Origin of the sequence: Pannonibacter phragmitetus DSM 14782 (assembly GCF_000382365.1) — a bacterium.
Classification (GTDB): Bacteria; Pseudomonadota; Alphaproteobacteria; order Rhizobiales; family Stappiaceae; genus Pannonibacter; species Pannonibacter phragmitetus.
In genome coordinates this window covers 271,562-294,941 of the sequence record NZ_KB908215.1, presented here as the reverse complement: position 1 = coordinate 294,941, position 23,380 = coordinate 271,562, and the positions used below count along the sequence as shown (strand labels likewise).

The following is a 23,380-nucleotide window of genomic DNA, read 5'->3' as shown; positions in this document are numbered from 1 at the left end:
CCGTCTTTTTCTGGCCGCGCGGGTGGCGTGATTTTCCGAGGACAAGATGACCCATATGGTGACGAGCCCGCCAGCGGTGGAGCCGGTGAGCGTGGCCGAACTGCGGGCGCAGGTGCGCCTTGTTCACATGCAGGAAGATGCCCTGCTGGAACATTACATCAAGGCGGCGCGCCAGCATGTGGAGGGCCTGACGCGGCGGGCGCTGATTACCCAGACGCTCCGCGTAATCCTGGATGCCTGGCCTGCTGGGCGGGCGGTGCGCCTGCCGGTGGGGCCGGTGCAGGACGTGCTGGCGGTGAACCTAGTGGACGGGGACGGGGTGCCGCAGCCTCTGCCGTCTTCTGCCTGGCGGTTCTACAGGGGCTCGGAGCCGGGAAGCCTCAGGGCGGCGCCGGGAATTGGGCCGGTTGAGCCGGTGAACGGGATCCAGATCGAGTTCATTGCCGGATACGGGCCAAATGGTTCGTCGGTGCCGGAGCCTTTGCGGCAGGCAATCCTGCTGCTGGCGGCGCATTGGTACGAGAACCGGGAGGCCTCCGTCGAATTCGGCAACGGCACCATGCCGCAGGCGCTGGACCGGCTGCTTTCCACCTATCGTCTGGTGCTGCTGTGAGCGGGGCGGGGGATCTGCGCCGTCTGGTGCGGCTGTGGAAGCCGGAGCGGACGGCGGATGCCGGGGGCGCGGCGCAGACAAGCTTTGAGGACATGGGCGCCGACCATGCGGCGGTGCGGCTGCGCAGCCAGGCCGAGCGGGCGAGTGATACCCGTGCCGACGGGGTGGCAACACACGAAATCCGCGTGCGGCACCGGGAAGACATCGCGGGTGGATGGCGGATTGCGGATGGGGCGAAGAGCTATCGCGTTCTGGCCGCTGCGGACCCGGATGGGCGGAGGCGCTGGACCCAGTGCCTGTGCGAGGAGGAAGAGGCATGACCGGCGAAATGGCGCTGCGCGACGCGCTGATTGCCCGGCTTTCCACTGACGCTGACCTGACGCTGATTCTCGGCGCGGGGCACGTGCACGACGGGGCGCCGCGCAGTGCGGCGCATCCCTATCTGACGCTGGAGAGCATCACGTCCCGGCCTTTGGCCGGTGAGCCGGACGAGGGCATGGAGCATCAGGTGGTGCTGGCGCTCTATTCCCGCGCGGACAGCCGCGATGAGGCGGTGAAGGGCGTTATGGCGGCGGCAGCGGCGCTCTTCGGTTCCGGCCTCAGTCTGAACGGCTGGCATCTGGCTGACCTGCGGGCCGTCGAGACTTCCAGCGAACGGCTGAGGGACGGGCGGAGCTGGCGGGCGGCACTGCGCCTGCGCGCCGTGACCGGCCCGGAAGACTGACTGCAACACATCAAACGGCAAGGAGCGCGCAATGGCGGCGCAGCGTGGACGTGACCTTTTGCTGAAGCTCGGCACGGGCAGCGGCAATTCCTTTGTGACACTGGCGGGGCTTCGGGCCCGCAGGATCGCGCTCAATGCAGCAACGGTGGACATCACCAATGCGGACAGTGCCGGGCGCTGGCGGGAATTGCTGGCCGGGGCTGGCACCCGCAGTGCCAGCATCTCGGGCTCCGGCCTTTTCCGTGATGCCAGTGCGGACGAGACAGCGCGGGCGCTGTTTTTCAGTGGCGAGATCAGGGCCTTTCAGGTGGTGATCCCGGATTTCGGCACGCTTCAGGGGCCGTTCCAGATCACGGCGCTGGAATATGCGGGGCAGCATGACGGGGAGGTGACCTATGAGATCGCTCTCGAGTCCGCCGGCGAACTGGCCTTCACGGCGCTTTGAGGGGAGCGGCAGGGATGACGAACCGGCTGAGAGGCGAAATCAGCGCCATGCTGGACGGGCGGGAATGGACGCTGGTGCTGACGCTTGGCGCGCTGGCGGAACTGGAGAGCGCCTTTGCCTGCGAGGATCTGCAGGGGCTGGTGGAGCGCTTTGCCAGCGGGCGGCTGGCGGCGCGGGACATCATCCGCGTCCTTGGTGCGGGGCTGCGCGGGGCGGGCAACAGCGTTTCCGACGAGCAGGTGGCGATGATGCGGGCGCCCGGCGGCGTGGCCGGTTTCGCGGCGATTGCGGCGGATCTGCTGCGGATCACCTTTGGTGCAGCTGATGAGACAGCGGAGGCAGCCATGGGCCCCACGCGCCCTTGAGAGGCGGCGTGGGGGATAGGGCTGCGGCGGGCGGGGCCGGGGCGTTTCCATGGGAGGCGGTGCTTCATGCCGCCATGGGGCGCCTCGGCTGGAGCCCGGCTGGAACCTGGGCCGCGACGCCGCGTGAACTGGCCTTCGCGCTGGGCCTCCGGCGGGGAGCGGGCGCTCTCAACCGCCGGGGGCTGGAGGCGCTGATGCAGCGTTTTCCGGATGAAGGAGAAACGGGATGGCAGATGACAGCCTGATTGGCGCGGGGGGCGCGGACCTCGACCGCATGGCGCAGCAGATGCAGGACATGCAGAAGACGGCGGGCGACTTCTCCCGCGTGCTGAATGCCGGGCTTCGAACGGCGGTGGTCAGTGGCAAATCGCTGGACAGCGTGATGAAATCGATGGTGCTGAGCCTGTCTTCGCGGACGCTTTCCAGCGCGCTGGCGCCGCTGACAAACCTGGCGGGAAATGCGGTGAGCAGCCTGCTGGGTTCGGCAGCCTCAAGCGTTGCAAGCGGTGTGTCCGGGCTGTTCAGCTCCGGCGTGTCGCTGTTTGCGGATGGCGGCGTGGTGTCGTCGCCGACCTTCTTCGGCCATGGCAGCGGGTTGGGGCTGATGGGGGAGGCGGGAGCGGAAGCCATTCTACCCCTGCAGCGCGGTGCCGATGGGCGGCTGGGTGTGGCGGGGCCGGGTGGTAGTGTCGGGGGAACCGTGGTCGTCAACGTGACCACGCCGGATGCGCCCAGTTTTCGCAGGTCGGAAGCGCAGGTCTCGGCAATGGTGGCCCGCGCCGTCGGACGGGGACGGCGCGGGCTCTAACACCGGCTTGAAGAGGAGGGGCTCAATGGCCGGTGTTCCCGGGAAGCGCTGACCGGCTGAGTGAAATCACGTCAGCCGGTCAGTAGCTTGCATTTCGATGTTTCAGGCAGCCAGCATGGCCGCAATCTGGTCCTTCAGGTGAAGCCGTTTCTTCTTGAGGTCTTCCGTGGCTTCATCGGACGCAGGCGCAATGCCTGTCTCAATGCGGTGAAGCTCGCGATTCACTTCGTGATACTCGTCAGCGAGCTTGGCGAAATGGGCATTGGACAGCTTCAAGGCATGCAGCGCCTCGGCAGCCTGCGGAAATTCTTCGTGAAGCTCGTGTGCAACGTGACTCATGCAGGTCCTCCTTGATGGGCAGACCATGGCGGGGCTGCTTCCGGCAGTCCTTGAGCAAGATCAAAAAACAGCAAGAACACGGGAGAGCATGCCGTGACAGGATTCCTCGACGAGAGCTTTCCGCTGCCAGTGGCCTTTGGCGCCAGAGGAGGCCCGGAGCGGCGGACCGAAGTGGTGCAGCTGGCTAGCGGCCAGGAAGCACGTAATGCACGGTGGGCTGACAGCCGCAGGCGCTATGATGCGGGCTCCGGCGTGCGGTCTCTGATGGACCTGCGGGCGGTGGCGGGGCTCTTCGAGCGGGCACGGGGGCGGCTTTACGGGTTCCGGTTCCGCGACCCGTTTGACAGCAGCACAGCCCTGGCCGGAGGAGCATCGGGAGCAGGAGACAGCCTGCTTGGTCTGGGAGACGGGCAGCGGACACGCTTTCTGCTGGTCAAGACCTATGGCGCAGGGATTCTTTCCTATGCCCGCAGCATTACACTGCCTGTTGCCGGGAGCCTGCGGGTGAGTTCTGGGGGCGTGGAACTTGCTGCAACGGACTTTGCGTTTGATGCGGGCTCGGGCGAGGTAGTGCTGGCTGTGGCGCCTGCCCAGGATGCCGAGGTGCGGGCAGGGTTTCTGTTTGATGTACCAGTGCGGTTCGACACCGATACGCTGGATTTCAGCCTGACGCACTTTGAGGCGGGCGAGGCACCGGCCATCCCGCTGGTGGAGATCCGGCTTTAGGAAACTTTGCCTGATCCGGTGAAAAGTATCCGCACTGGACGAAGCAGGAAAATCATCCATGAAAACAATCGACGAGGCACTGGCCGCCCACCTGGCGGGCCGGATCACGACGCTTTGCGCCTGCTGGCTGGTGACGCGGAACGACGGGATCACACTCGGGTTCACCGATCACGACCGCGCTCTGACGGTGCAGGGCGTGACTTGCAATCCAGCCAATGGACTGGAGCGCAGCGCGGTGACGGAAGGGGCAGGGCTTGCGGTTGGCGGCGGCGAGGTCAGCGGCAGCCTGACGAGCGAGGGCCTGAGCGACGCCGAACTGGAGGCGGGGCTGTGGGATGGGGCCGAAGTACGGGCCTATCTTGTGAACTGGGCGGATCCCTCCCAGGCGCTCCTGGAGCGGCGGGCGACGATCGGCGAGGTGACACGGGCCGGGCTTGTGTTCCGGGCCGAGCTGCGCGGCCTTTCGCAGGCGCTGGAGGCGCGCCGTGGGCGGGTGTTCTCCGGCCAGTGCGACGCGGATCTTGGGGATGGGCGCTGTGGCGTGGATCTGGCCTCGGTTACCTTTCGGGGGACGGGAACGGTGCTCCTCTCGCATGACACAAGGCGGCTGCGGGTTTCAGGACTTCATTCCTACACAAGCGGCTGGTTTGACGGCGGGCGTCTGGTGGTGACGACTGGTGCGCTGTCCGGCTTTGCCTGTGAGGTGGCCCGGCATGACCGCACGGATGAGGGGGCAGAGCTGGTTCTGTGGCTGGCGGCGCCGCAGATGCTGGCGCCAAGGACCGGCATCACGGTGACGGCTGGCTGTGACAAGCGTTTTGCCACCTGTCAGGCGAAATTCGCCAATGGGCTGAACTTTCGGGGCTTTCCGCATATGCCGGGCACGGATTTCGTCCTGTCCTACCCGTCCCGCAATTCAGGCCAGAACGATGGAGGGGCGATTGTCTCCTGACGGGATTTCGCGGGCTGATCTGCTCGCCGGAGCACGCAACTGGGTCGGTACACCTTACCGGCATCAGGCCTCGCTGAAGGGCGTGGGGTGCGACTGCCTCGGACTTGTCCGTGGGCTGTGGCGCCAGTTCGTGGGGCCGGAGCCTGTGCCGCTGCCTGCCTATTCACCGCAATGGGCGGAGGCAGGCAGCGGCGGTGAGAGCCTGCTTCAGGCAGCCGGAACCTGGCTTGTGCCGGTGGTGGGGACAGGTGCGCCGGGCGATGTGGTGCTGTTCCGCTGGCGTGACGGAGCGCCGGTGAAACATGCAGGTCTCCTGAGTGAAACGGGCGGCCTGATCCACGCCTATGAGCGGGCAGGCGTGATCGAAAGCCCGCTGGTGCCAGCGTGGTCGCGGCGCATTTCGCATGTGTTTTCCTTTCCCGGAGTTTTGCCATGGCAACCCTGATCCTTGCAGCGGCCGGTCAGGCCCTTGGCAACATGGCTGGAATTGGAGCCATCGGGGGTATTCTGGGGCGCGCGGCGGGCGCTGTGGCCGGGAGCCTGATCGACAACTCCCTGTTCGGCAGCAGCCGGACGGTGGAGTTCGGCCGGCTGGCTGATCTTTCGGTCCAGTCCTCCGCCGAGGGCGCCTCCCTGCCACGGCTCTATGGCCGGGTGCGGCTGGCGGGGCAGGTGATCTGGGCGACACGTTTCGAGGAAGAAGTCAGCGAAGAGAGCGCAGGCGGGAAAGCGGGCGGCGGCTCCGGTACGACTGTGCGCAGCTACAGCTATTACGGCAATTTCGCCGTGGCCCTGTGCGAAGGGCCGGTGGCGCGGATCGGGCGCGTGTGGGCGGATGGCAAGCTGCTGGATCTCTCCGGAATCAACTACCGCATCTACCTGGGCACGAGAACGCAAGCGGCTGATCCTCTGATTGCAGCGGTGCAGGGAACTGCGCCAGCCTATCGCGGAACAGCTTATGTGGTGTTCGAGCGACTGCCGCTGGAGGGCTTCGGCAATCGTCTGCCGCAGCTGTCCTTCGAGGTGGTGCGGGTGGTGGAGCGGCTGGAGCCGATGGTGAAGGCCGTGACGCTGATCCCCGGTGCGGGCGAGTTTGTCTATGCTCCCACCAAGGTTACGGACGAGCCCTCCACCGGCACGACGGTGGTGGTGAACCGGCACACGTCCATCGCCGCCAGCGACTGGCACGCGGCACTGGACGAATTGCAGGCGCTGTGTCCGGCTCTGGAAAGCGTGGCACTCGTTGTGGCCTGGTTCGGGGATGACCTGCGGGCCGGACAGTGCTCCATCCGGCCGAAGGTGGAGACAGCGAGCCGCAACACTTCCGGCATGACCTGGCAGGTGGGCCCGGTGACGCGGGAGGGCGCGCAGCTTGTTTCGCAGATTGACGGGCGGCCAGCCTTTGGCGGCACACCCTGTGATGCGAGTGTGATCGCTGCAATCCGCGACCTGAAGGCGCGGGGGCTGAGGGTGGTGCTCTATCCCTTCATCCTCATGGATATCCCGGCTGGCAACAGCCTGCCTGCGCCTGAGGGAGGCGCGTCGCAGCCGGTCTATCCCTGGCGCGGACGGATCGTGCCCTCGGGGAGTGTTGCGGCAGATGTGGCGGCCTTCATGGGAAGCGCGATGCCCGCTCATTTCAGTGTGAGCGGCGAGGCAATCGCGTTCAGCGGCAATGCGGAGGACTGGGGTTACCGGCGTTTCATCCTGCATCTGGCGCATCTGGCGGAAGCGGCGGGCGGTGTTGATGCTTTTCTGACCGGATCGGAAATGCGCGGGCTGACAAGGGCAAGTGCTGGAGGTGGCAGCTATCCCTTCGTGACGGCACTGAGAGCGCTGACCGCAGAGGTGCGCGGTGTGCTGAGGGCCGGGACGAAGATTTCCTATGCGGCGGACTGGTCCGAATATGGCGCGCATCAGCCGCAGGAGGGGGAGGTGCGGTTTCCGCTGGATCCGCTGTGGGCTGACCCCGCGGTGGATTTCGTCGGTATCGACAATTATCTGCCGCTGACGGACCTGAAGGGTGCAGACGATGAGGCACCCTACGATCTTGAAGCCTTGCGGGCCGGAGTGGCGGGCGGGGAGTATTTCGACTGGTATTACCGCTCGGATGCGGAGCGGCGGGCGGGACAGCGCACGCCGATCACCGATGGGGCCTATGGCAAGCCGTTCGTCTACCGGGCCAAGGATATCCGGGGCTGGTGGGAAAACCCGCATGTGGAGCGGGTGGGCGGGGTGGAGCTGGGTGCGGCGACGGCCTGGGTGCCCATGTCCAAGCCCATCTGGTTCACCGAGCTGGGCATTCCGGCGATTGACCGGGGGGCGAACCAGCCGAATGTGTTCGTCGATCCGAAATCGTCGGAATCCACCCCGCCGCATTTTTCCAGCGGCACCCGCGATGACGCCATGCAGCGGATGGGGCTGGAGGCGGTGCTGAGCTACTGGGGCGGCAGTCATCCGGAGCTGGCGCGCGGGGACAATCCGGTCTCACCCGTCTATGGCGGGCGGATGGTGGATGAGGCCAATCTGCATCTTTGGACCTATGACGCGCGGCCCTTTCCGGCCTTTCCGGTCTATGGCGACGTCTGGTCGGACGGGGGCAACTGGGAGGTTGGGCACTGGCTGAACGGGCGGCTTGGCTCAGTGAGTATTGCCGGATTGATCCGGCAGATGCTGGAGGATTTCGGCATCGATGGTGAGGCTTGCGAAGTGCTGGGGCCAGCCGCAGTTGTCGAGGGGATGACGCTGGCGGGGCCGGTTTCATTGCGAGATGCCATCGAACCGCTGCTGGAGGCCTTTGGCGGGCAGGCGCTGGATCTGGGGGACCGGCTGCGCTTTGCCATTGCCGGAGCAGGACGGGTGCATGCGCTGGACGGGCACCTGCTGGCAGAAGAGGCGGAAGACGAGCCGCTGCTGAGCCGTGTGCGGGCGCAGAATGCCGAGCTGACGAGCGAGATCCGGCTGTCGGGCGAAGACCCGCAGCAGGATTTCCGCCGTCAGGTGGTGGCAAGCCGCCGCCTGGAAGGGGGAAGCCGGACGGTGAGGTCGCAGGATCTGGCCGTGACCGTCAATCCGGTGGTTCTGATGCAGGCGGCGGATGCCAGGCTGCAGCGGGTCTGGGCGGAGCGGGAGCGGGTGGAATTTTCCCTGCCGCCCACTGACGCCAGATTTGAGGTGGGCGATCTGGTTGAGATTGCGGAAACGCCGGATCAGGTGTTTTCGCCTGCGCTGCGTCTGCGGATCGAGCGGATCGAGACTGCACAGACGCGGAAGATCGAAGCAGTTCGCAGCGCGCCGGTTCTGGCGGTGGCCCGTACGCCGCAGAGCCGGGCGTCTGTCTGGCAGGATACGGAAGCGGGGCCGCCGCATGTGGTTATGATGAACCTGCCGCTCCTGCAGGACACGGATGGTGCCTTCTCGCCCGTGGTTGCGGCCTTTGCCCGGCCCTGGCCGGGGGAACTGGCGGTGCTGCGCGGCCGGACGGGCGACAGCTTCGAAGACGTGGCGCGGCTGGAGCGGCCGGCCACGACGGGCACGCTGAAGGCGGATCTGCCGCCGGGGCCGGTGTGGCGGTGGGATGAGGCCTCCGTCTGCGAGGTGGAGATCCATGGCGGGTTGATGCAGAGCCGCAGTTTGGAAGCTGTGCTTTCCGGTGCCAATGCGTTGGCTGTACTGAGCCGGACGGGTGGATATGAACTGCTGCAGTTCCGTCATGCGGAGCTGACGGGCACGCGGCGGTACCGTCTGACGGGGCTGCTGCGCGGGCAGAAGGGCAGCGAGGCAGAGGCGGCGGCTGGAGCTGCGGCCGGGGCGGCCATCGTTCTGCTGGATGGCACTCATGCCGTCCTCCCGCTGGAGGCGGATCTGCTGGGGCGGGTGCTGACCTATCGAATCCTGCCCGCCGGTGCGGCTCTGGACACGGCAGCCCGCAGGGATGTGGTCTTTGCGGCGAGCGGCCGGGCGGCCTTGCCGCTGGCGCCGGTGCATCTGAGGGCATCACGGGAGAGCGGAGCCATCCGCCTGTCGTGGATCCGGCGGACCCGAAAGGGCGGCGACAGCTGGGACCTTGCGGAGGTGCCGCTGGGCGAGACGGCGGAAGTCTACCGTGTGGACATTCTGTCCGCCCCGGGCGGGAGCGTTCTGCGGTCGCTGACCAGCACGGCCACCAGCCTGGTTTATCCGGCAGCGGATGAAGCTGCCGACTTTGGCGGGCCGGTGGCGAGCCTTGCGGTGCGGGTCTGCCAGATTTCGCCCGAGGCAGGGCCGGGCGCATTCCTGAAAGAGGTGTTGAATGTCTGAGACAGCAAGGCTGGGCCTGCCGCTGATTGCGGCAGCGCAGGCGCAGAAACACGTGACCCACAACGAGGCGCTGGTGCGGCTGGATGCGCTGGCGCACTTGCGGCTGATCGAGGAGCGGCAGGCGCCGCCTGCCGTTGCCGGAGAGGGCGATAGCTTTCTGGTCGCATCCGGTGCCTGGGGCGCTTTTGCCGGGCACGAGGGCAAAGCAGCGCATTACAGCGGCGGGGCCTGGGTGTTCTATCCGGGCTTTGAGGGGCTGCGGGCGTTTCTTGCGTCCGAGGGCAGGCTGCTGGTGTTTTCAGGCGGGGGCTGGCGGGACTATGCCGCACTGCTCGGGCCGCAGATGGTGCTGGCCCGCAGCAGCGGCGGAGCGACGGCAGGTCTCTCCGTGCTGGAGGCGACACTCTCCGGGATGAGCGGGGCTTATGTGGAGGCGCCGGGGCTGATCCCGAACAGGGCGGTGGTCTTTGCCGTCTCCTGCCGGACACTCACAACAATCACAGGTGCTGCGTCCTATGACTGCGGACTTTCTTCCGAAAGGTCGAAGTTTGGCGGGGCTTTGGGCATCACCGCCGGAGGGCAGAATGCGGGGGTGATTGGCCCGACTGCCTTCTATGCGCCCACCAGCGTGCGCCTGTCGGCCAATGGCGGGAACTTCACCGGTGGTGCCGTCCGCGTGGCCGTGCAGTGCCTGATCGCGGGGGTGCCTGCAACGTGAAGGCGCAAGGCCACGAGTTCAAGTGTTTTCGAGGGAGTGATGATCATGAATGTCAGTCCTGAAGGGCTTGCCTTTATTGCCCGGCACGAGGGCTTTTCCTCGCGTGCCTACATGGATCCGGCCGGGGTGCCGACGATCGGTTACGGCTTCACCCTTGCCTCCCGGCTGTTCCGTGACTGGTGGACGAAGCGGGGCCGCAAGGACCTCAAAGCCGGAGACATGATCGACCGGGCCGAAGCCAATACCGTGCTGAAGACGCTGGCGGATCATGAATATGGCGCTGCGGTGCTGCGCCGGTTCGGCAAGCTTCCGCAGAACCAGTTCGATGCGGTTGTTTCGGCTGTCTACAATCTGGGGGAGCAGTGCCTCTCCTGGCGCTGGGCGGCGGCACTGGCGGCCGGAAACGTGGCCGAGGCCGCGCGGCTGCTGGCCATGACCGGCATCCGGGCCGGAGGGCGCATTCTGCCGGGACTGGTCCGGCGCAGGTCTGAAGAAGCCCAGCTTCTTCAGGGCGGCGATTATGGCTTCAACGGGCATAACTCCCTGCCCGAGCCGGACCCTGAGGTGATGCGGGGCCAGCAGATGCTGGCACGGCTTGGCTTCAAGCCCGGCCCTGCCGACGGGATTGAAGGGCCGCTTACGCGGGCGGCCGTGCTGGCATTCCAGATCGAGCACCCGCCGCTGAAGCTCGACGGCAGGCTGGGACCGGCAACGCTCTCGGAACTGGAGCGTGCCGTCGGAAAGCAGAGAGGCGTGGCTGGAACGCTGATCAGCGGTGCGACCGGTGCAGGTGTCTCCGTTTCGAACGGCGACAGCTGGATGGAAGTCCTTGGCTGGGGGCTGGCACTGGCTGGCCTTGCCTTCGTGATTTATCTGGCTTGGGCAAACCGGGGCCGTATCCGGCTGCTTGCCCGCCAGTTCATTTCCTGAAACCGGAAGCGTAAGGACAGGCATATGAATGGTTGGAAGACATTTGCCTTCAATGGAGCGGTTGGCATCGCCAGTCTGGGGGGCGGGATTCTGGATCAGCTTGATCTGATCGACTGGAGCAAGGTTCTGCCGGACGGCTGGGGGCCGTTTGCCGTCATGGCGATCGGCATCGTCAACATCCTCCTGCGGCATGTGACGACGGAGCCTGCGGCCTGGCGCAAGTAAGCGGGGCCTGAAAGGATGCCCGGGGCTGACGGGAGACTGTCAGCCCCGTTCATTTGCCATTCAGGCAGAGGCAGCTACAAAAGGGATACTTCCGGCCCGAACCGAAGCAGGAACAGTCCCGTGACCAGATCTTTTGCCGCCGCCATTCTCTTTCTTCTCGCCGGACTTGTCCCGGCTGCAGCCAATTGCCTGTCGCAGGGCGAGGCGCAACAGGCCGTGGCAAGCGGGCAGGCGCAGCCGCTGGGTGCTGTCGCAGGCTCCGTGGGCGGCGAAATCGTCAAGGCGCAGCTGTGTATCGAGGGCGGGCGCTATGTCTACCGTCTCTCCGTGCTGGCCAACGGACAGGTGACGACAGTCGTTGTCGACGCCAGCCGGTAGGCACAGGGCGAAGACTCGCCTAAATGTGACGATAGACAGATCCATCCGGGAAGACAGATGCGCCTCCTCATTGTTGAAGACGACAAGGACCTGAACCGCCAGCTTGCCGAGGCGCTGACCGAAGCGGGCTATGTTGTGGACCGCGCCTATGACGGCGAGGAGGGGCACTATCTCGGTGATACTGAGCCCTATGACGCTGTGGTGCTGGATCTGGGTCTTCCAGTCCTCGATGGTCTCTCGGTGCTGGAGAAATGGCGCCGCAACAAACGCACCATGCCCGTGCTGATTCTGACCGCCCGCGACCGCTGGTCTGACAAGGTGGCTGGCATTGATGCGGGCGCGGATGACTATGTGGCCAAGCCCTTCCATATGGAAGAAGTGCTGGCGCGGGTGCGGGCGCTGGTGCGCCGCGCGGCCGGCCTTGCCTCCAATGAAATCGAATGTGGTGACCTGCGCGCCGATTTGCGCACCAGCCGGGTAACGGTGGGCGGCAATCCGGTGAAGCTGACGTCGCTGGAATACCGCCTTCTGGCCTATCTGCTGCACCACAAGGGCAAGGTGATCTCCCGCACTGAGCTGGTGGAGCATCTCTACGATCAAGATTTTGACCGGGATTCCAATACGATCGAGGTCTTTGTCGGACGCCTGCGCAAGAAGCTGGGCGGGGACTATATCGAAACCATCCGTGGGCTTGGCTACCGGATGGGAGAGCCGGTGTGAGCGGGCCGGATCAGGCTTTGCGGAATGTGGCCGCAGGGCCGCCGCAGCGCAGGTCCCTGGCAACACGGCTGGTGCTGGCTGCCTCGCTCTGGTCGACGGCAGCGCTTGTAATCGCGGGCGTTATCCTCGTCGGCCTTTACCGTGAAGCTGTGGAACGTGGCTTTGACAGCCAGCTTGAGGTCTACCAGAAAAGCATCATCGGCGCGATGGCGCCTGCTGCCGCCGGAGAGCCGCTGAACCGGCCGGACAATCTGGGAGAACCGCGCTTCTCCCTGCCGCTTTCGGGCTGGTACTGGACGGTGACGGATCTGGCGGGCGGCGAGCGGGTGTTCGCCTCGCCTTCGCTGCTCGGGGATCCGTTGAACCTTCCCGCGTTGGGCGAGGGGGAGCGCAGCAGCAGCGCCGCCATGACGGGCCCCGGCAACGACGAATTGCGGGTGACGCAGCGGATCATCTCTTTTGACGGCAAAAGCTATCTCATTGCCGTAGCCGGGCGCACTGCCGGGCTGCGGCAGGATGTGAGAGCCTTTGCCGGCCAGGTGGCGCTGACGCTGTTTGTCTTTGGCCTCGGGCTGGTGGCTGCTGTGTTTCTTCAGGTTCGCTATGGACTTATGCCGCTGAAGCGGCTGCAGGCATCGCTGGCAGCGGTCCGGCAGGGCGACGCCGAGCGTGTGGAGGAGGATCTGCCCTCGGAACTTGCTCCGCTTGCCGTGGAACTAAATGCGCTGATTGCCTCGAACCGGGAAGTGGTGGAGCGCGCCCGCACCCATGTTGGCAATCTGGCCCATGCCCTGAAGACGCCCTTGAGCGTGATCTCCAATGAAGCCCGGGCACAGGGCGGGCCATTTGCGGAAAAGATGGCCGAACAGGCCGGAATCATGCGTACGCAGGTTGACCATCATCTTGAGCGGGCGCGGATGGCTGCCCAGCGGCGGGTGATTGGCGTTGCGACTCCGGCTGAGCCGGTTCTGACGAAGCTGGCCCGCGTGATGGAGCGTATCCATGATGCCAAGGGGCTGGATATATCCGCCGATTGCGCCGAGGGGATGCGCTTCCGGGGCGAGCAGCAGGACCTTGAGGAAATGGCCGGGAACCTCATGGACAATGCCTGCAAGTGGGCAAGGTACGAGGTGCGGCTGACATCGCGGCTGACAGACACCGGAGCCCCTGGCCGTCAGTTCATCGAAATCATTGTCGAGGATGACGGGCCAGGACTCACGGAGGAGCAGCGCAAGGAAGCGGTGAAACGCGGCAAGCGGCTGGACGAAAGCGTGCCCGGCACGGGACTCGGGCTGTCGATTGTTGCGGATCTGGCGGGACTTTACGGTGGCCGTTTCGAGTTGTCATCTTCGGAGCTCGGCGGATTGAAAGCACGCCTCCTGCTGCCCGCCGTGTGATGCTGTGCCTTTCGGGGCTGACTATGACACCCCAAAACTGCCCTTGCCGTGCGAGGGCAGGTGTGAGGTTCTTTGTAAGGTTGGGTAATGCAGCTTTACTGGACGCCCTCCACCCTGTGACCTACATCACTAAGAGTGCGCTGCAACATCCCTAATGTTTCATCAAGATGGCGTGATTCGGCCATAAATTTGGGAAATTTTAAGGATAACGGCGCAGTATGGGAACCTTGTTACCATTCTTGCGTTGTCGCGTTTGAGAACGCGCGGACCGGTCCGTGATGGCCGGTTGATGGAGTGCGAGATGCGGTTGAGCAAAAGTGGGTTGATTGTACTCTTGTCTGCAGGCCTGTCGGCTTGCGGCTCGCTCGGCAGTGACAGCAGCTCCGGCGGCATGGATCTGTGGGGTTCGGCTTTTGGCCGTTCCGAGAAATCGATCGCCGAGGCCGAAGCCAACGCAGCGATCAACAAGCTGCTGGAAGGCACGCCCGGTCTCGTGCTTGAATCGAGTGACCGGCGCGTGGCGGCCGAAGCGCAGAAGCAGGCGCTTGCTACCCCGGGCGCGGGTGGTGCTGTGCGCTGGGACAATCCGCGGACCGGCCGTCAGGGTGAAGTCCGTCCGGGCCCCAGATATCAGGTGAACAACACCGAGTGCCGCGAGTTCACACATCAGGTGACGTCCAAGGACAATCCTGTTCCTGTGGTGGCCCGTGCAACGGCCTGCACCGATGAAAAGGGACTGTGGCGCCCGATCGGCTGAGCCTGTTCAGGCCTTGCATTGCTGGGTCCAATGTTTGCCCGCCGGTTTCCGGCGGGTTTTTTGTTTGCTTGCGCCGGTTTGAACCAGCGAAAGCGCAAGATTTTAACATCAGGATCAACCAACTGGAAAGGAACACTTAAGCCCTGAAGTGCTAGCGTTCCTTCAGTTTTATCCGGTTGATCAAAGTTCTGCGTATCATGACCGATCAGGATCTTCTGAAAAAGAAGATAGAGTCCTATCTCGGAGAGCTGTCTCCGGGAGCTGTGTCCATGCTGGCCAGAAGCCTTGAGAGGACGCAGGCACTTGGACAGAACGAGCCTCATGCAGAGCTTGTTCTGGCTGCAGCACTGGCGTTGTTGTCTGGACAGTCATCCAGTGATGGATCTGCGGATGAAACTCCAAGCCAGCATGCCGGCCCCAACTGGCGGCAGAAACTGGAGCGGAGTTTCTTCGCGCCGCTGGATGCCTTTGCCATTGATGAACAGCTCCCCCACAAGCAGGAGGGGCGGATTTACCGGCCTTATCTGAGTGAATTCTGGAACTGGATCGAGCGTGATGTCCTGGCTGGCGATATCGCAAGAGCGGTCGAGTTTCTGGAGAAACGGCCCGATGATGGTGAGCGGGTTCACCGCGTGGCGGCGGTCTTGCGCAAAAAGGCAGGCGAGGCGCTGACGGGCATTCTGGAGGACTGCGCGGCCTCGGAACGTGAGGAGCGCCGGCTGAAGATGATGCTGGGCGGCGAACGCGCCCTGCAGGATCTTGCAGATGTCGCGAAGGTTTTCCGGGCTGAGCCCTGGCTGAGGGCGTTCCTCCGGCGCATCCCCGACACGCTCAGCGAGCGGACCTTGAAACAGGATGGGAACATTCTTGATCTGGTTTCCGCCTATGCCACGCGCCATCCCGAAGATGTGCCGGTGATTGCGGCCGCCATGCTGGACAGGGCGGAGGCTCCCTGGTCGCTGGGCCCCTTTGCGGAGCGGCTGGCGAAGGTCCGCGGCGCAAGGTGGCTGACGAAGACCCGGTATGCGCCCTTTGCCTCGATTGTGATTTCGGAGGTGGAGCGGCTGCATCTGCTGGCGCATGAACACCGCAAGAACAATCCCGATCCTGTTGGCTTCGCGGGGGCTCTGTCTGCATATGCGGCGGTGGTCAAGGGAGTGGAGCGGGACATGGATCTGACCGAGGCGGAGCAGTGGCGCGGCCGGATTGCAGAAACCCGCCGCAGCATCTCGGCTGCTGTCGCCGATGAACTGGCAGGTGCTGCCGGAACGGTCCGCCGGGCGTTGCAGGTGCCCAAGACAGGTGCCGATGGCGAATTCCGGTCCGACGAGGCTGCCCTTGATGCGGCCGTCCGCACCTTGAGAGTGCTGGATCTGAGCCGCAGCGCGGCAGAGGTTCTGGCCGTGAACGAAGCTGGAAAGCGGGCACGCCAGGCTGTCGAACAGACACTGGAGATCATCTCCCGGTCGCTGATTTCCGATCTGGGAAAGACCAGAGGGCCAAACCGGGATGCTATCGCCTCAGCCGCCGAGGCGGCCATACAGCTTTGCGAGATCTGTTTTGGTCAGGACTATGCCGCTCTTCTGAGGCGAAGCCGGCAAAGCGCGATGGCTGCTGCGGCCTGAAACGGCTGCTTTCTGCATGCTTTTCAGATCCGTGTTTTCACCGCGACCCAAGGTCACACACTCTTTTGTTGCCAGACCGGGTGTGTAACGATCTATATGGCGGCATGACACTCTGGATCTTTTTCGCTCTTTTGACCGCAGCAGCGGCGCTCTCCATTCTCGTGCCGCTCAGGCGCGGAGCTGCTTCTGGCCTTGTTGCCGGCGATGCCGCTGCGGGGGAGGCTGTTTACAAGGCCCAGCTGGATGAGCTGGACAAGGATCTCGCGCGCGGTGTGATTGACGAGACTGCGGCGAAAGCTGCCCGAACAGAGATTGCGCGCCGTCTTATCGCCTTGCGCAGGGACAGCGGCTTGTCTGCCGGTCAGCAGGATGCTGCCGGGAGCAAGGGCGGAGGCCGTGACAAGGCCGTTATGGCCCTGGCGATTCTGGCTGTACCTGCGGCTGCGCTCGGTATTTACATGGCCGCCGGTTCGCCCTCCTATCCGGATCAGCCTCTTTCGGCCCGGCTGAATACGCCTGTTGAGACCCTTCCAGTGAATCAGATGGTTGCCCGTGTTGAGCAGCATCTGGCGCAGAACCCGGCAGATGGGCGCGGATGGGAAGTGCTTGCGCCCGTCTACATGTCACTGGGCCGGCCGGAAGATTCGGCAAGGGCTTTCAGCAACGCCATCCGCCTGAATGGCAGCCGCGAGGAACTCGAGTCGGGCCTCGGCGAGGCACTTGTGGTTGCCGCGCGCGGTGTTGTGACCGCTGATGCGAAAGCTGCGTTTGAACGGGCTGTTGCCTTGTCGCCGGATGCGGTGAAGCCAAGGTTTTTCCTTGCGCTGGCCTATGGTCAGGATGGCAGGAAGGATGAAGCCGTGAAGGCTTGGACGCAACTGCTGGAGGGAGCGGACGAGAGCGCACCCTGGGTGCCCGTGGCGCGGCAGGAGCTTGCTGCGGTCCAGGGGCAGGTTCCGCCCGCAGCCATGCCCGGTCCGACGGCAGATGATGTGCGGGCAGCCGGAGAAATGGGTGCAGAAGATCGCCAGTCCATGATCCAGAGCATGGTGGACGGCCTGCAGGAGAGGTTAGACAGGGACGGTGGCGCCATTGAGGACTGGGAGAGGCTTGTCCGTTCCCAGCTCGTCCTCGGTGCACGCGAGGCTGCCAAGGAAACACTTGGCAAGGCACGGCAGGCAATGACCGGAAACCAGTCTGCGCTGGCCCGTCTCGACGAGCTGGAGAAGGAACTCGGGCTCGGAAACTGAGAGCCAGCCGCAAGAGGAACCGTGAGGGAGCGGATCAGGGAATGACCAGAAAACAGCGCCGTCTTACACTGATCGGCGGAGCCGGAGTGGTGCTTGCCGCTGCTGCCGGCCTGATCCTTTATGCGCTGAGCGACCAGATCGTGTTCTTCCAGACACCGACCGATGTGATGACCAAGCAGATCGCGCCCGGTCAGCGTATCAGGCTGGGTGGGCTGGTCGAGGAAGGGTCCGTCGAACGCCGCGCCAACGCTGAAGTGCTGTTCCGGGTGACGGATACGTCCAACACCGTGCAGGTGGCTTATACGGGGATTCTGCCGGACCTGTTCCGTGAGGGGCAGGGCGTTGTGACGGAAGGCATGATCGGACCCGACGGGGTGTTCCAGGCCGACAACGTCCTCGCAAAGCATGACGAGAACTACGTTCCGAAGGAAGTCGCTGATGCGCTGAAGCAGCAGGGCGTCTGGAAGGGCGAGGAAGAACAGAAGAGCAATTGACCGCTGGCCGGGCTGGTGCCCGGGCCGGACTGAGGGAGTACGGGACGCATGATCGTTGAGGCCGGCCATTTTGCGCTTGTACTGGCGCTGGTCATGTCGCTGGTGCAGTCGGTGGTGCCCGTGTGGGGGGCAAAGACCGGCGATCTGCGCCTGATGTCGATTGCTGCGCCTGTGGCCAACCTGATTTTCGTGCTGGTTACGATATCCTTTGCATCACTGACCTGGGCCTATCTGAATTCAGACTTCTCCGTTCTGAATGTCTGGGAAAACTCCCATTCCGCCAAGCCGCTGATCTTCAAGATCTCGGGTGTCTGGGGCAATCATGAAGGCTCCATGCTGCTGTGGGTGCTTATCCTGGTGCTCTTCGGGGCCTTGGTGGGCCTGTTCAGCAGCAACGTGCCCGCACCGTTGCGGGCTACCGTTCTTGCCGTCCAGTCGTGGGTGGCTTCTGCCTTCCTTCTGTTCATTCTCGTTACGTCGAACCCGTTCCAGCGCATTGCGGACGCTCCGTTCGAAGGCAACGATCTCAATCCCATCCTGCAGGACATTGGCCTGGCGATCCATCCGCCGCTTCTCTACCTCGGCTATGTCGGTTTCTCGATCACCTTCGCCTTTGCGGTCGCTGCACTCATTCTCGGGCGTATCGATGCGGCCTGGGCACGCTGGGTGCGGCCCTGGACGCTGCTGGCCTGGCTGTTCCTGACACTCGGTATCTCCATGGGCTCCTACTGGGCCTATTATGAACTGGGCTGGGGCGGCTGGTGGTTCTGGGACCCGGTCGAGAATGCGTCCTTCATGCCATGGCTGGCTGGCACAGCACTGCTGCATTCGGCCATCGTCATGGAAAAGCGCGAGGCACTGAAGGTCTGGACGGTTCTGCTCGCGATCTTCACCTTTTCCCTGTCGCTGCTTGGAACATTCCTCGTTCGCTCAGGGGTTCTGACCAGTGTGCATGCCTTTGCGGTCGATCCATCACGCGGTGTGTTCATTCTGGCCATCCTGTGTGTGTTCATTGGCGGCTCGCTCGCGCTTTATGCGTGGCGCGCGCCAATGCTGAAGCAGGGCGGCATTTTCTCGCCGATCAGCCGCGAAGGCTCGCTGGTGCTGAACAACCTGTTCCTGACGGCAGCCTGTGCGGCGGTGTTTGTCGGAACGCTTTATCCGTTGGCGCTTGAAGCGCTGACCGGTGAAAAGATCTCCGTTGGCGCTCCCTTCTTCAATCTGACCTTCGGTCCGTTGATGGTGCCCCTGCTGATCGCTGTGCCTTTTGGGCCGCTGCTGGCGTGGAAGCGCGGGGACATGCTGGCAGCCTGCGAGCGGCTCTATGCGGCTCTGGGACTGACTGTACTTGCAATGCTGTTCGTCTTCTGGCTCTGGGGCATGGACCGGGTTCTGGCACCTCTTGGCGTCGGACTGGCGGTGTGGGTGATGGCGGGGGCGATTGCCGAGATCATTTCCCGCAGCCGTATTCTGGAAGTCGGTCTAGCCCGCGGTGTGCCGCGCCTGTTCGGTCTGCCGCGTTCCGCATGGGGCACTGTTCTGGGGCACTTTGGTCTTGGCATGACCGTGCTTGGCATCGTCGTGGCTTCTGCCTTCCAGATTGAAGTGGTGCGCAATGCCAAGCCTGGCGATACGTTTGACGTGTCTGGCTATCAGTTCACCTTTGATGGCGTCGCGCCCCAGCAGGGACCGAACTTCACGGCACAGGTGGGGCACTTTACCGTGCGTTCGGGCGGGCGCGAAGTCGCAAAGCTTGATCCCTCGAAGCGGGTCTATACTGCGCGGGGCATGCCGACGACCGAAGCCGCAATTGCCACTTTCGTTTTCTCGCAGCTGTACATTTCTCTGGGCGAAAGCCACGCGGATGGCAGTGTGGATCTGCGCGCCTATCACAAACCGCTCATCATCCTGATCTGGCTGGGTACGCTGGTGATGTCGCTGGGTGGAGCCGTATCCCTGACAGACCGGCGCCTTAGGGTCGGTGCGCCCAAGCCCGCCAAGGCGAAGGCAGGCAAGCCGCAAACCGTGGCAGCGGAGTGAGCCGGATGAGACGTTTCCTTGCTAGCCTGCTCATGGTCTTTTCTCTCTGCGGCACATCTCTGGCCATTGGACCGGACGAAATTCTGCCAGATCCTGCGCTTGAAGCGCGTGCGCGGGAGCTTTCCGCGCAGCTGCGCTGCATGGTTTGTCAGAACCAGTCGATCGACGACAGCGATGCGCCGCTCGCCAAGGATCTGCGTGTGCTGGTCCGTGAGCGTCTCGTCGCGGGCGACAGCAATGAGGCGGTCATCGGCTACCTCGTGTCGCGCTATGGCGAGTTTGTTCTGCTGAAGCCAAGGATGGGCTGGAACACGATTGTTCTGTGGGCCTCTGCGCCCCTGGCTCTTTTGGCCGGAGGCGTCGCTGTTCTGGTGGCCTCCCGGCGGCAAAAGCGAAGGGCTGCCATAGCTGAATCAGAGCCTCTGACAGCTGCCGAAGAGGCGGAGCTGGCTGCGATCCTTACGGAAAAACCTGAGTCTGACGCATCCGGGCAGGGCAGGTAGGACCCGCCCTGCGATCCAGGCTCTTCACGCGGCCGCAGCTGCCATGACGGACAGGCGGACCTTGATGAAGCGCATGGTGCGCTGTGCTTCCGCTTCCGAGAGAATCCGGTATTCCCCTGCCCAATGATCCACCTGCGCGGGGGGGCAGCGCATGTGACGGCAGCGGGCCTTGCAGAGTGCACCGAAGGCGGTGTCGCTTACACCTGCCGATTTGCACAGGACGGCAATCGCCTCAACATCGGGCCGGACGATGATGTTGCGAACGAACCTCTCGTCGATCTGGGCGAACTGGGCGAGCAGGAAAGCAAGCTCGTAGAGTTCGTTGGACAGGCTGTACTCGATAACAGCCTGGTCCAGCTGCTTGTGACCGTCGCGCAGATCCTTCAGGGTTGCCTTTGAATTCAGGCGCGATTTGCGCCGCTCCAGTCTTCCCTCATCAACAAGAGCACTCGCCTCCTTGAAGAGGTTGCGGGCCATTCGCTCGTTGTTTTCAAAGATGTAGCGCAGCTTCGCCTGGCGGTCTGCGGGAAGCATGGACAAAAGCCTGTCAAAGTTCGGCTTTGACAGATCATGCCGTTCGGTCAGAGCCTCACGCAGGTCCCGGTCACTCTCGGCGAGTTTCACCAGAAGCCGTCCGCCCCAATCCGAAAGCTCTGCGCCCGTATTGGCGGCAACCGAGTGCTGGACGGGTTTTTCGCCGCGTTCCAGCAATACATCCGTGATCCGTGGCTTGAGGCTTTCGCGCTGCGCAATGGCGAGAAGATGCTCCTGTCCCTTGGTCCGGGCCAATGTGAACAGGTCGTCGTCTGTCAGCACCTCAGAGTGCTGGAGGACTGGAGCTGCCACATCTGCCTTGTCATTTGCCAGCTTGAGGATGAGCGGCCTGGGGGTTTCCGCTACGTGGGCTACCTTGCCGGAGAATTCCCTGCGGTCTTCGATCTCAACGAGATCCAGGAGATTTGTGAGGATGTCATTGAAAAGCGATAGCTCGTCATTCGAGTAGCGGTCTGCGCCTTCAATGAAAAGACTGGCAATATGCCCCATCAGTTCGCGGCGTTTCTCGCTACAGCTCTCCTTCGCCAGATCTACGAGCGATCTCAGCATTCTTTCCTCTGTTCGATGTTCTGCATTCAGCTTGGACATTGCAGAAAACAGATTTACGGAGAGATAAGCCGAATGCTGAAAATTTGATCTTTCTGACTATATTTTTGCTAATTGTTACTTATGACAGCGTCTGATTTCGCATGGGTCTGAACACATTACGAAGGTTTAATCCGCCGGTCAGGCGCCTGTAATGCGGTGATCTCCATATTCGTTTGCAACAAGGCGCGGTGCCCCGCCCGCGCCGGAAAGACAGTCAAACGATGAGGAGTGATTTCATGTCCGAGCAGCAGAATTCCGAGCAGTCCGGCAAGCCGTCCGCCGGGTTTTTCGCCCGCCATAAGGCAAGCATGCTGGCTGGTGCCATGGCGCTTGGCCTCGCCGGTGCTCTGACCGTTCAGGGTCTCGTTCCCTCCAATTATGCTTTTGCTGCCCCTGTCGAGGTCAGCCAGCCCGCCCCGCTGAATTTCTCCAACGTCGTGTCCGCCGTGCAGCCGGCCGTGGTCAGTGTCAAGGTGAAGCAGGCAGCCCAGCCGCGCATGATGAATTTCCGTGGCGGCGAAGACTTCTTTGGCCTCCCCGGGATGGATGAGCTGCCGGACGGTCATCCGCTGAAGCGCTTCTTCGAGCGCCGTGGCCAGGGAGGACAGGGTGGCGGCCAGCAGAACTCCCGTCCTTATGAAATGTCACAGGGCTCCGGCTTCTTCATCTCGGATGACGGCTATGTGGTGACCAACAACCATGTGGTCGACAAGGGCACGGAGTTCACCGTGACCGACAACGAGGGTCATGATTACAAGGCCACGCTCATCGGGGCGGACCCGCGCACGGACCTTGCTGTCTTGAAGGTGGAATCGGACAAGAAATTCACCTATGTGGCTTTCGCAGAGGATGCGCCTTCCGTCGGTGAGTGGGTTGTGGCCATTGGCAACCCCTTCGGCCTTGGTGGAACCGTTACTGCCGGTATTGTCTCGGCGCGTGGCCGTGACATCGGCGCGGGTCCCTATGACGACTTCATCCAGATCGATGCCCCGGTCAACCGCGGCAATTCTGGTGGCCCGGCCTTCAACATGAAGGGTGAGGTGATCGGCATCAACGCCGCCATCTACTCGCCGTCCGGCGGCAACGTCGGCATTGCCTTCGCCATCCCCGCTTCGACCGCGCGTGATGTTGTTGCCTCGCTGCAGAAGGACGGCGCCGTGACGCGTGGCTGGCTGGGCGTGCAGATTCAGCCGGTGACGGAGGATATCGCGGCAAGCCTCGGTCTCGCCGATGCGCAGGGAGCAATCGTCTCCGATCCTCAGAACGGCAGCCCTGCCGCCAAGGCCGGGATTGAGGCCGGCGACACGATCCTCAAGGTTGATGGCGCGGACGTGAAGGGTCCGCGGGAGCTGTCCCGCATGATTGCGGCCTATGCGCCGGGAACGAAGGTGGACCTGACGGTCTGGCGCAATGGCAAGGAGAAGGACGTCTCCGTTACGCTTGGCAAACTGACCGACAGCCAGCAGATGGCCGCTGCCGGTGATGAGGGGGCGGGCAAGACCGAGCTTGAAGATCTCGGGATTGATCTTGCATCCGCCTCCCAGGCCGGACTTGATGTCGAGGGCGTGGTGGTCTTGAACGTAGACCCGGCAGGGCCTGCCGCAGACAAGGGCCTTGCCCGCGGTGATGTGATTGCCGAAGTCGCCGGTCAGAAAGTCTCAACCCCGGCGGACGTTCAGGCGGCGCTGGCCAAGGCCGAAAAGGATGGCCGCAAGGCCGTGCTGATGCGGGTCTTCCGCGATGACAGCGCCCGTTTCGTCGCCTTGCCGCTCAACGTCGGTTAAGCCGCATGGATTGGGGCGGGGCTTCCGGCAGCCTCCGGTGAAGATCCGCCTCATGTCTGGCCTTTCGGGTCTTCGCTGCCCCCGATCCCACCCCGCAGAGGGGTCAGGCCAAGTGTCCGCAGCACCCGCAAGAGGGTTGCTGCGG

The 23,380-nt window shown here is 63.7% G+C and carries 26 protein-coding genes; 24 read left to right on the top strand and 2 right to left on the bottom strand.

Annotated features, from left to right (window positions below; genetic code table 11):
• Nucleotides 1-46: 46 nt before the first annotated feature.
• The 7 genes from H163_RS0101370 to H163_RS0101335 are packed head-to-tail and all read left to right on the top strand — an operon-like array spanning nt 47 to nt 2,955.
• Nucleotides 47-613, top strand: a complete 567-nt coding sequence (locus tag H163_RS0101370) for a head-tail connector protein (protein ID WP_026355326.1) — start codon at nt 47-49, stop codon at nt 611-613.
• Nucleotides 610-933 (top strand): phage head closure protein, encoded by a 324-nt coding sequence (locus H163_RS21910; RefSeq protein ID WP_019962742.1) that lies wholly within the window; start codon nt 610-612, stop codon nt 931-933. Before H163_RS0101370 ends, H163_RS21910 begins: the two co-directional genes overlap by 4 nt.
• Nucleotides 930-1,337: a DUF3168 domain-containing protein gene (locus H163_RS23500; RefSeq protein WP_019962741.1), complete on the top strand. Its 408-nt coding sequence runs from the start codon at nt 930-932 to the stop codon at nt 1,335-1,337. The genes H163_RS21910 and H163_RS23500 overlap by 4 nt, the downstream gene beginning before the upstream one ends.
• Before the next feature lie 31 nt (nt 1,338-1,368).
• Entirely contained in the window at nt 1,369-1,782 is a 414-nt protein-coding gene (locus H163_RS0101350) for a phage major tail protein, TP901-1 family (protein ID WP_019962740.1), read from the top strand.
• A 14-nt stretch (nt 1,783-1,796) separates the two neighbouring features.
• Nucleotides 1,797-2,147, top strand: a complete 351-nt coding sequence (locus H163_RS0101345) for a gene transfer agent family protein (protein WP_019962739.1) — start codon at nt 1,797-1,799, stop codon at nt 2,145-2,147.
• Nucleotides 2,148-2,155: 8 nt separating this feature from the next.
• On the top strand, nt 2,156-2,392 hold the full coding sequence (locus H163_RS23875; protein ID WP_244296065.1) for a phage tail assembly chaperone: 237 nt from the start codon (nt 2,156-2,158) through the stop codon (nt 2,390-2,392).
• Nucleotides 2,374-2,955: a phage tail tape measure protein gene (locus H163_RS0101335; protein WP_019962737.1), complete on the top strand. Its 582-nt coding sequence runs from the start codon at nt 2,374-2,376 to the stop codon at nt 2,953-2,955. The genes H163_RS23875 and H163_RS0101335 overlap by 19 nt, the downstream gene beginning before the upstream one ends.
• 102 nt (nt 2,956-3,057) lie before the next feature.
• Here H163_RS0101335 and H163_RS0101330 read toward each other — a convergent pair whose 3' ends face one another.
• A complete protein-coding gene (locus tag H163_RS0101330; protein WP_019962736.1) occupies nt 3,058-3,294 on the bottom strand; it encodes an HP1242/YdcH family protein in 237 nt (78 codons plus the stop codon).
• 93 nt (nt 3,295-3,387) lie between these two features.
• Between H163_RS0101330 and H163_RS0101320 the strand changes: the two genes are divergently transcribed.
• From H163_RS0101320 to H163_RS0101245, 16 genes are all read left to right on the top strand, one after another.
• Nucleotides 3,388-4,020: a DUF2460 domain-containing protein gene (locus tag H163_RS0101320; RefSeq protein ID WP_026355324.1), complete on the top strand. Its 633-nt coding sequence runs from the start codon at nt 3,388-3,390 to the stop codon at nt 4,018-4,020.
• Nucleotides 4,021-4,078: 58 nt separating this feature from the next.
• Nucleotides 4,079-4,972 (top strand): DUF2163 domain-containing protein, encoded by an 894-nt coding sequence (locus H163_RS0101315; protein ID WP_019962734.1) that lies wholly within the window; start codon nt 4,079-4,081, stop codon nt 4,970-4,972.
• A complete protein-coding gene (locus H163_RS0101310) occupies nt 4,962-5,417 on the top strand; it encodes an NlpC/P60 family protein (protein ID WP_019962733.1) in 456 nt (151 codons plus the stop codon). Before H163_RS0101315 ends, H163_RS0101310 begins: the two co-directional genes overlap by 11 nt.
• Nucleotides 5,405-9,271, top strand: a complete 3,867-nt coding sequence (locus H163_RS0101305) for a baseplate multidomain protein megatron (RefSeq protein WP_019962732.1) — start codon at nt 5,405-5,407, stop codon at nt 9,269-9,271. Before H163_RS0101310 ends, H163_RS0101305 begins: the two co-directional genes overlap by 13 nt.
• Entirely contained in the window at nt 9,264-9,989 is a 726-nt protein-coding gene (locus H163_RS0101300; protein ID WP_019962731.1) for a DUF2793 domain-containing protein, read from the top strand. The genes H163_RS0101305 and H163_RS0101300 overlap by 8 nt, the downstream gene beginning before the upstream one ends.
• 45 nt (nt 9,990-10,034) lie before the next feature.
• Nucleotides 10,035-10,919 carry a glycoside hydrolase family protein gene (locus tag H163_RS0101295; protein ID WP_040677914.1) on the top strand — a complete coding sequence of 295 codons (885 nt, stop codon included), beginning with the start codon at nt 10,035-10,037 and terminating at the stop codon, nt 10,917-10,919.
• A gap of 24 nt (nt 10,920-10,943) precedes the next feature.
• Nucleotides 10,944-11,144: a hypothetical protein gene (locus tag H163_RS0101290; RefSeq protein WP_019962729.1), complete on the top strand. Its 201-nt coding sequence runs from the start codon at nt 10,944-10,946 to the stop codon at nt 11,142-11,144.
• A gap of 120 nt (nt 11,145-11,264) precedes the next feature.
• Nucleotides 11,265-11,522 (top strand): PepSY domain-containing protein, encoded by a 258-nt coding sequence (locus tag H163_RS0101285; RefSeq protein WP_019962728.1) that lies wholly within the window; start codon nt 11,265-11,267, stop codon nt 11,520-11,522.
• A gap of 57 nt (nt 11,523-11,579) precedes the next feature.
• A complete protein-coding gene (locus H163_RS0101280) occupies nt 11,580-12,242 on the top strand; it encodes a response regulator transcription factor (protein ID WP_019962727.1) in 663 nt (220 codons plus the stop codon).
• Nucleotides 12,239-13,639, top strand: coding sequence for an ATP-binding protein (locus H163_RS0101275; protein WP_019962726.1), 1,401 nt, complete (start codon nt 12,239-12,241; stop codon nt 13,637-13,639). Before H163_RS0101280 ends, H163_RS0101275 begins: the two co-directional genes overlap by 4 nt.
• A 301-nt stretch (nt 13,640-13,940) precedes the next feature.
• A complete protein-coding gene (locus tag H163_RS0101270; protein ID WP_026355322.1) occupies nt 13,941-14,396 on the top strand; it encodes an RT0821/Lpp0805 family surface protein in 456 nt (151 codons plus the stop codon).
• A gap of 269 nt (nt 14,397-14,665) precedes the next feature.
• Nucleotides 14,666-16,021: a hypothetical protein gene (locus H163_RS0101265; protein ID WP_208975287.1), complete on the top strand. Its 1,356-nt coding sequence runs from the start codon at nt 14,666-14,668 to the stop codon at nt 16,019-16,021.
• A 104-nt stretch (nt 16,022-16,125) separates the two neighbouring features.
• Nucleotides 16,126-17,271 carry a c-type cytochrome biogenesis protein CcmI gene (gene ccmI, locus H163_RS0101260; protein ID WP_019962723.1) on the top strand — a complete coding sequence of 382 codons (1,146 nt, stop codon included), beginning with the start codon at nt 16,126-16,128 and terminating at the stop codon, nt 17,269-17,271.
• A gap of 41 nt (nt 17,272-17,312) precedes the next feature.
• Nucleotides 17,313-17,765: a cytochrome c maturation protein CcmE gene (ccmE, locus tag H163_RS0101255; protein WP_019962722.1), complete on the top strand. Its 453-nt coding sequence runs from the start codon at nt 17,313-17,315 to the stop codon at nt 17,763-17,765.
• Nucleotides 17,766-17,813: 48 nt separating this feature from the next.
• Entirely contained in the window at nt 17,814-19,805 is a 1,992-nt protein-coding gene (locus H163_RS0101250; protein WP_019962721.1) for a heme lyase CcmF/NrfE family subunit, read from the top strand.
• 5 nt (nt 19,806-19,810) lie between these two features.
• Entirely contained in the window at nt 19,811-20,308 is a 498-nt protein-coding gene (locus tag H163_RS0101245) for a cytochrome c-type biogenesis protein (protein ID WP_040677752.1), read from the top strand.
• A gap of 24 nt (nt 20,309-20,332) precedes the next feature.
• On the opposite strand, the gene H163_RS0101240 is transcribed toward H163_RS0101245, so the two are convergent.
• Nucleotides 20,333-21,412, bottom strand: a complete 1,080-nt coding sequence (locus H163_RS0101240; RefSeq protein ID WP_026355321.1) for a DUF2336 domain-containing protein — start codon at nt 21,410-21,412, stop codon at nt 20,333-20,335.
• A gap of 275 nt (nt 21,413-21,687) precedes the next feature.
• Here H163_RS0101240 and H163_RS0101235 point away from each other — a divergent pair, with 275 nt between their 5' ends.
• Entirely contained in the window at nt 21,688-23,235 is a 1,548-nt protein-coding gene (locus tag H163_RS0101235) for a Do family serine endopeptidase (protein ID WP_019962718.1), read from the top strand.
• Nucleotides 23,236-23,380 lie beyond the last annotated feature (145 nt).